The organism is Lacisediminihabitans sp. (assembly GCF_036404185.1).
Taxonomy (GTDB): domain Bacteria; phylum Actinomycetota; class Actinomycetes; order Actinomycetales; family Microbacteriaceae; genus Lacisediminihabitans.
Genome location: NZ_DASWPB010000119.1, coordinates 1 through 7,771, shown reverse-complemented (window position 1 = coordinate 7,771; position 7,771 = coordinate 1). Strand labels below are relative to the sequence as shown.

The 7,771-nt window shown below is 69.8% G+C and carries 7 protein-coding genes; 3 read left to right on the top strand and 4 right to left on the bottom strand.

Features of this window, described 5'->3' with window-relative positions:
• Positions 1–1,685 (bottom strand): DEAD/DEAH box helicase (locus VGC18_RS08960; protein ID WP_331096436.1); only part of this gene is annotated, 1,685 nt, incomplete at its 3' end.
• Positions 1,686–1,753: 68 nt separating this feature from the next.
• Between VGC18_RS08960 and VGC18_RS08955 the strand changes: the two genes are divergently transcribed.
• On the top strand, positions 1,754–2,545 hold the full coding sequence (locus VGC18_RS08955) for an SGNH/GDSL hydrolase family protein (RefSeq protein WP_331096434.1): 792 nt from the start codon (positions 1,754–1,756) through the stop codon (positions 2,543–2,545).
• On the opposite strand, the gene VGC18_RS08950 is transcribed toward VGC18_RS08955, so the two are convergent.
• From VGC18_RS08950 to VGC18_RS08940, 3 genes are all read right to left on the bottom strand, one after another.
• The gene (locus VGC18_RS08950) at positions 2,542–3,612 is read right to left on the bottom strand and encodes an acyl-CoA desaturase (protein WP_331096432.1); all 1,071 of its coding nucleotides are present in this window, start codon (positions 3,610–3,612) and stop codon (positions 2,542–2,544) included. The two genes, VGC18_RS08955 and VGC18_RS08950, sit on opposite strands and share 4 nt — an antisense overlap.
• 155 nt (positions 3,613–3,767) lie before the next feature.
• A complete protein-coding gene (locus tag VGC18_RS08945; protein ID WP_331096430.1) occupies positions 3,768–5,027 on the bottom strand; it encodes a D-alanyl-D-alanine carboxypeptidase in 1,260 nt (419 codons plus the stop codon).
• 8 nt (positions 5,028–5,035) lie between these two features.
• Positions 5,036–5,839, bottom strand: coding sequence for an RNA methyltransferase (locus VGC18_RS08940; RefSeq protein ID WP_331096438.1), 804 nt, complete (start codon positions 5,837–5,839; stop codon positions 5,036–5,038).
• A 133-nt stretch (positions 5,840–5,972) separates the two neighbouring features.
• On the opposite strand from VGC18_RS08940, the gene VGC18_RS08935 reads away from it, so the two are divergent.
• A complete protein-coding gene (locus VGC18_RS08935) occupies positions 5,973–6,827 on the top strand; it encodes a Sir2 family NAD-dependent protein deacetylase (protein ID WP_331096428.1) in 855 nt (284 codons plus the stop codon).
• 85 nt (positions 6,828–6,912) lie between these two features.
• Positions 6,913–7,554 (top strand): histidine phosphatase family protein, encoded by a 642-nt coding sequence (locus VGC18_RS08930; RefSeq protein WP_331096426.1) that lies wholly within the window; start codon positions 6,913–6,915, stop codon positions 7,552–7,554.
• Positions 7,555–7,771: the final 217 nt, after the last annotated feature.

Here is a 7,771-nt window from a genome sequence, read left to right as displayed (position 1 = left end):
GCCTCCCCCGTCGCCTTCGCGCGCATCCCGACGAGGCTGTTGAGCAGGCTGCGCTGCTCCTTGAGGTTGCGATACAGCGGCACGGGCTCCGCCTGCTTCTGTCCGGACTCCTCCGCCCGTCGCTCCCGATCCCCGATGCGCCTGGCCTGTCTCGCCTGCCGAGTGCGCAGCAGCTCCCTGACCTGGTCCGGTTCGAGCAGTCCGGGGATCCCGATGAAGTCGAGCTCCTCGAGGCTGCCGACATCCGCCCCGACGCCGAACTCCCCGCCGTCGAACAGCACACGGTCGAAGTTCGCCTCCGACTCGAGCGGCTTGAAGTCGAACAGCAGGGCGTCTCCCGAGGCGGATTCGACGCGGTTGGCGTCCTCCGCGGCATCGTCGTCGAGCAGGATCTCCTCGAGGCCCTCGCCGGGGTCCCTGTCGAGGGCATGGTCGCGCTCCAGCTCGAGCTGCCCGGCGAGAGCGAGGAGGGACGGCACGCTCGGCAGGAAGATCGACGCCGTCTCGCCGCGGCGCCTGGTGCGGACGAACCGCCCGATCGCCTGCGCGAAGAACAGCGGGGTCGACGCGGAGGTCGCATACACCCCGACGCCGAGGCGCGGGATGTCGACCCCCTCTGACACCATCCGCACCGCGACCAGCCAGCGGCTCTCGGATGCGGCGAACTCGGCGATCCTGTCGCTCGCCGACTTCTCGTCCGAGAGGACGAGGGTCGGCGCCTGCCCGGTGATGCTCTCGAGGATGGTCGCGTAGGAGCGGGCGGCGTAGTGGTCGGTCGCGATGACCAGCCCGCCGGCGTCGGGGACGGAGTGGCGCACCTCGGTGAGCCGTCGGTTCGCGGCCCTGAGCACGGCGGGGATCCACTCGCCCTCCGGATCGAGGGCGGTGCGCCAGGCCTGGGCGGTGACATCCTTGGTGTCCCCCTCGCCGAGCCTCGCCTCCATCTCGTCGCCCGTTCTGGTGCGCCAGCGCATCTTGCCCGCGTAGGCCATGAAGATCACCGGCCGGACGACGCCGTCGGCCAGCGCACGGCCGTAGCCGTAGGCGTAGTCCGCGTGGGAGATGCGGATGCCGTGCTCGTCGGGATAATAGGTCACGAACGGGATCGGCGAGGTGTCGGAGCGGAACGGCGTGCCGGTGAGATTGAGTCGCCTGGTCGCCGGCGCGAAGGCCTCCCGGATCGCGTCCCCCCAGCTGAGCGCGTCTCCGCCGTGGTGGACCTCGTCGAGGATGACCAGGGTGCGGCCGCCCTCCGTCATGTCCCTGTGCAGGGCTGGCCGCATGGCCACCTGCGCGTAGGTGACGGCGATGCCGTGGAAGTGCTTTCCGTGCCAGCCGTGGCTGTTCTTGAAGGTCGGGTCGAGCCGCACCCCGACCCGGTGCGCCGCATCCGCCCACTGGCGTTTGAGGTGCTCGGTGGGCGCGACGACGGTGACCCGGTCGATCTTCTTCTGGGCGAGCAGCTCGGTGACCAGTCGCAGCGCGAAGGTGGTCTTGCCCGCCCCCGGGGTGGCGGCGACGAGGAAGTCCCGCGGCTCGGTCGCGAAATAGGCGTCGAGCGCCTCCGCCTGCCAGGCGCGCAGCTTCTCCGCCGTGCCCCTCGCCGCCCGTTCCGGAAACGCCGGCGAGAGGTGTTCCGCTGCGAACGTGCCCACGGTTGGGCCGAACGACAGGGGATCACTCACTCAACAAAACTACCCGCAGCCGCCGACCTCCGTTGGCGTGCCGGGTCGAGTTGATGCAGGCTTAAGCCATGACTCAGCACCATCCGTGGTCCCGTTATGTCGCCCTGGGGGATTCCTTCACCGAGGGCATCGGCGATCCGGAGCCGAGGAGTCCTGGGGGCTATCGCGGCTGGGCCGACCGGGTCGCTGAGGTGCTCAGCGAGCAGACCGACGACCTGGCCTACGCGAATCTGGCCATCCGGGGGCGGCTGCTGCAGCAGATCCTCACCGAGCAGGTCGAGCCGGCCCTCGAGCTTCGGCCCGACCTCATCACGATCTCGGCGGGCGGCAACGACATCATCCGTCCGAACACCGACCCGGACGACATCGCCACTCGCCTGGAGGCCGGCCTCGAGCGCCTGCGCTCCGACGGGGCCACGGTTGTGCTGTTCACCGGGCCGGACATCGGGATGACTCCCGTCCTCGGACGGATGCGCGGCAAGGTCGCCATCTACAACGAGAACCTCCACGCGATCGCGCTGCGCCACGACCTGGTCGTCGCCGACATGTGGGCGCTCCGGGAGCTCAAGGACCCGAGGATGTGGGCGCCGGACCGACTGCACTTCTCCCCCATCGGCCACAACACGGTGGCCAGGATGGTGCTGGAGGCGCTGGGTGTGGAGAACCGGCTCGAGCCGTACCATCCCGATCCGCTGCCGCCGCGCCCCTGGCGTCAGGCGAGGGTGGAGGACATCGGCTGGGCGCGGGAGTATCTCGTGCCGTGGGTGCTCAGGCGCATCCGTCATCAGTCCTCCGGTGACGGCATCAGCGCCAAGCGACCGGTGGCGGAGCCGTATCACCACGGTTCGGTCGAGGGTTAACGGCCGAACTGCGTCGCGGCCGGGCAGTCGAAGGGATCGCCGCCCGCGGAGAGGCCGACCCGGTTGAGATAGGCGATGACGATCCCGTAGGACTGGGTGAGGGTCGTCTCGGTGTAGAGGATGCCGTGGCTGGCGCAGTATTCCTTGGCCATCTCCCTGGCCTTGGCCAGGTGCGGGCGCGGCATGTTCGGGAAGAGGTGGTGCTCGACCTGGTAGTTGAGGCCGCCCATGAGGGTCGTCGTGCCGCGGCCGGTGACGTTGCGTGAGGTGAGCACCTGCCTGCGGAGGAAGTCGACCTTGCTGTCGTGCGGCAGGATCGGCATGCCCTTGTGGTTGGGGGCGAAGGAGGAGCCCATGTACAGGCCGAACACGGCCAGCTGCACGCCGAGGAAGGCGAAGGCCATGCCGAGCGGCAGGAACAGGAAGACGACGGCGAGGTAGGCGGCGATGCGTGTGACGAGCATGGTGATCTCGAGCCAGCGCTTGTCGACGGCACCCCTGCCGAAGACGGTCCGGAAGCCGAGCAGGTGCAGGTTGATGCCCTCGAAGGCGAGCATCGGGAAGAACAGATAACCCTGCCTGCGGGTCGCCCAGGCGTAGAGCCCGGTGGTCTTCGCGGCGTCCGCCTCCTGGAAGGAGACGAAGTCCTGCTCGATGTCGGGATCCTTGCCGACGACGTTGGGATTGGCGTGGTGCCGCGAGTGCTTGGTCATCCACCAGGAGTAGCTGATGCCGACGAAGAGGTTGGCGATGGCCCGGCCGGCGACGTCGTTCGCCCTGCCGGAGACGAACACCTGTCGATGCGCCGCCTCGTGGGCGAGGAAGGCGTACTGCGTGAGGATGATGCCGAGCGCGCCGGCGATGAGCAGCTGGTACCAGGTGTCCCCGAGGAGCACAAAGCCGACGACGGCGCCGCCGAGGGCGAGGGTGATGAGGGAGAAGAGCAGGAAGTAGAAGCCGCGGGTCCTGCGCAGCAGGCCCGCGTCGCGGACCGTGCGCAGCAGCGCGGAGTACTCCGTCGTCGGGTTCGCCCTGGCGCCGCCTGGGCGGGTCTTGGTGAACGTCACTACCGGGCTGCTCGAAACGGCGTCGGACACGGTCCCTCGATTCGCAGGTGGCTTCCCAGCCGGTGAGCGAGCGGGGTGCCCGATGGATGGCCTCACTCTAAGGGCGAAGCCTGGGAGAGGCATGCATTTATACGCATGCCGGAATACACGGAGGGCTATCGCAGCAGAGCGGGGTGGGCCAGCCGCCACCACGGGCCGGGATCGGCCACCGCGCGGTTCAGCGTGAGTGGCACCACGATCGTCTCCGTGTCGGTGGTGAAGGTGACGGAGCCCGCCTTCGCGCCGGTGCCGGCCAGTCCGGTCCTCGGCGCGGCGACGGTCGCCGTCACCGGGCTGTCGCTCCACACGACGGCGCTCGCGCTCCTCGTCGCGATGGCCTCGACCCGATGCTGCCACGGCGGCGAATAGGCGGCGAAGCTCTCGCCGGCGGTCGCCAGACGGACCACGTGGAAGCCCTTCTTCACGCTGCTCAGCATGGCCCTCACCGCGGCGTACAGGGTGCTGTGATCGCTGGCGCCGAGCACGGCCCCGATCACCCGGACGGTGGTGCCGCCGATCCGGTAGTTCGCGGCGAAGAGGAGGTCGGTGCCGTGGTCGTCCAGCGTCCCCGACTTGATCCCGTCCACGCCGTCGTGGCCGAGCAGGCCGTTGGTGTTGTCGAAGGTCCCGATGCCAGGGAGGGACACCGACGGGGTGGAGACGATCTGGGCGAGGACGGGGTTCGCGAGCACGAGACCTCCCAGCGTGATGAGGTCCCCCGGGGTGCTCGTGTTCTTCGGGTTGATGCCCGTCGGCTCGACGATCGTCGTGTGGGTTAGCCGGTGTGCCGCGAGCCAGGCCGTGGTGGCATCGAGGAACCGCGCCTCGCTGCCGTACGACCAGGTCGCCAGGGCGTCGGCGTAGTTGTTCGCGGAGACCACGAGGACGACCCGCAGGAGGTCCAGCTCGCTGAGGCTCGAGCCGACGGCCATGGGCTCCGCCTTGCCGTCCATGGCGGTGTACTTGGCGAAGAGGGCGGCATCGGGCGCGCCGAAGGTGATCGTCGGGCCGGGCTGTCCCGGCTGGAGGGGCTTGGCATCGAGGGCGACCAGCGCCGTCACCAGCTTGCTGATGCTCGCGATCGGGAGGGGATCGGCCGTTCCGCCGCTGGCGGAGGCGTTCGGATAGCCGGTGGCCGCTATCGCGCTCGATCCGGTGGCGGGCAGCTCCGGTGCGGCGGCGGCGCGCGCGGGAATCGGATGCGCGATGGGGCTCGCGGCGGTCGTGGGCACCGGGGCGAGCAGCGTGAGGGGCAGGTAGAGGCCCGCGCCGGCGACGACGACCGCCGTGACGACGATGGCCGCGATCCGGCCCGTCCTGCGCCTGGACCGGATCCCCTCTCGACCAGGCCGTTCCCCGGGAGGTGCCGTCGGCATCCTGCGGCTCATCGTGGCCGGACGGCCCAGAGTGCGACGGCGCTGGCCGCCGCGACGTTGAGCGAGTCGACGTCGTTGAACATCGGGATGGTGACGACGGAGTCGGCGTTACGGAGCGCTGCCCGGCTGAGCCCGTCCCCCTCTGCGCCGAGGAGGAGGGCGATGCGTTCCGGCGGGTCCGCGGCCAGCTCGTCGAGCGTGATGGCGTCGTCGGAGAGGGCGAGGGCGATGATGCTGAACCCGGCCGATCGAATGAGGTCGGCGCCCTCCGGCCATTCCGGCAGGCGGGTCCAGGGAACCTGCAGCACGGTGCCCATGCTGACCCGCACGCTGCGGCGGTAGAGCGGGTCGGCGCAACGGGGCGTCACCAGCACCGCATCGGCCCCGATTCCCGCGACGGAGCGGAAGATCGCGCCGACGTTGGTGTGGTCGACGACGTCCTCGATCACGACGATGCGCCGCGCCCCGGCGATGACGCTCTCGACGGATGCGAGCGGGGGCCGGTGCATGGCCGCAAGCGCCCCCCGATGCAGGTTGTAGCCGGTCAGCCGTTCGAGGAGGGCGGGCGATCCGACGTACACCGGGATGTCGAATCCCTCCAGGATGGCCTCGACATCGGGAAGCCACTGCTCCTGGATGAGGACCGAGCGCGGCCGGTGCCCCGCGGCCACGGCCCGCGTGATGACCTTGGTGGACTCGGCGATGTAGAGGCCACCGGCTGGCTCGCTGAGCCGGCGGAGGGCGACGTCGGTGAGGCGGGAGTAGTCGGCGAGGCCCTCGTGATCGAGGTCCTCGATGTGCACGATGTGAATGGTGATCTCCCGCCGCCGTCTGTCAAGGTGCCAGACACTGCCAGCAACAGACACTGCCAGCAATCGGAAACATATCCGAAAACTCGGGTGTTTACTCTGGGAGAGCACCATCACGAGGTAAGGAAGTGCGGATATGTCCCCCCAGGCGGTTCTGCACGACTGGCCGCTCGCGACCTCGGATGAGCTCGACATCGCCGCGGACGCCCTCCGCGGCCGTACCGTCGCGGTGCTCACGGGAGCCGGTGTGAGCACCGATTCGGGGATCCCCGACTATCGCGGGGACGGCGCGCCGCCGCGCAACCCGATGACGTTCCAGCAGTTCCTGGCGGACGCGGAGTACCGCAAGCGCTACTGGGCCGGCAGCCATCTCGGGTGGCGCCGGTTCGACGGCGCCCGGCCCAATCAGGGTCATCGCGCCCTGGCCGGGCTCGAGGCCTCCGGCATCGTCAACGGCATCATCACCCAGAACGTGGACGGCCTGCACCTGCGGGCCGGATCCCAGCGGGTCGTCGACCTGCACGGCACGATGGACAGGGTCCGCTGCCTGACCTGCGGCCAGACCTTCGCCCGCGCGGACATCGCCGCGCGGATGGCGGAGGCCAATCCCTGGCTGGACGAGCCGGAGTCGATCGAGCTGAGGCCGGACGGCGACGTCGAGGTCACCCAGCTGGCCGACTTCGTGGTCCCGACCTGCACGGTGTGCGGCGGCATCCTCAAGCCGGAGGTCGTCTTCTTCGGGGAGTTCGTGCCCACGGAGAAGTTCGCCGAGGCCAGGGCGCTCGTGCAGGGCGCCGGCGCCCTCCTGATCGCCGGTTCCTCTCTCGTCGTCAACTCCGGCATCCGTCTGCTCGACCAGGCCAGCAAGAAGCGGCTGCCGATCGTGATCATCAACCGGGGCATGACCAAGGGCGACCCGAGGGCAACCGTTAAGATTGACGCTGGTGCTTCGGAGACGCTGACCGAACTGGCGGCACGCCTGGACGGATGATCCGCGCTGGCTCTCGAGGCACACCCCGTACGCGTGTCGGCCGACGCGGGCGGCGGCCCCCAGAGCGCCGTGAGGATGCCCGTCGATGACCCTGCTCTATCTGGTCCGCCACGGTGAGACCGACTGGAATCTGGAGCGACGCATCCAGGGCTCGACGGACATCCCGCTCAACGACACCGGGAGGGCGCAGGCGGCGCGAACCGGGAGGCTGCTCGCCAGGCGCGAGTGGGACGGCATCGTGTCCAGCCCGCTGTCACGGGCGCTGGAGACCGGCCGCATCATCGCCCGCGAGGTCGGGATCGACGGGATCGAGACCCTGGATGCGATCGTGGAACGGCGTTACGGGGAGGCGGAGGGCCTCGAGGACCGGGAGCTCGCCAGGCTCTTCCCCGGCAACAGCATCGTTCCCGGCCGAGAGACCCGTCAGGAGGTCGAGGGACGGGTGATCCCCGCGCTCGTCTCCCTCGCTGAGCGGTACGAGGGGGCGAACCTCATCGTCACGACGCACGGCGGGGTCATCCGCACCGTCCTCAACGCGGTCGCGCCCGGCGAGAGCCGCCATCGTGGTGTGCCGATCACCAACGGCTCCGTGCACAGCTTCCGACACGTGGACGGCGGCCTGGAGCTGGTGCGGTTCGACGACCCGATCGACGAGGAGTCCGTGGACCTCGGGCACGGCGACCTGCTCGACCAGAACCCGATCGAGCGGCGCGAGAGCGCGCTCTAGCCGCACCGTCCCTATAGGCGGTCGCGGCTCCCGCCGCCAACCCGGGTCGGGAGCCCGCCGCGGGGCGGGAAGCGCCGTCAGCTCGCCGTCATCCGGGTGAGGAGGTCGTAGAGCCGCCTGGCCGACTCCTCCCAGCTGAACTGGCCGGCCTGAACACGGGACAGCCTGCTGAGCCTCGTCCAGTCGTCCGGGTTGTCCATGCCGAGGATCGCCGCAG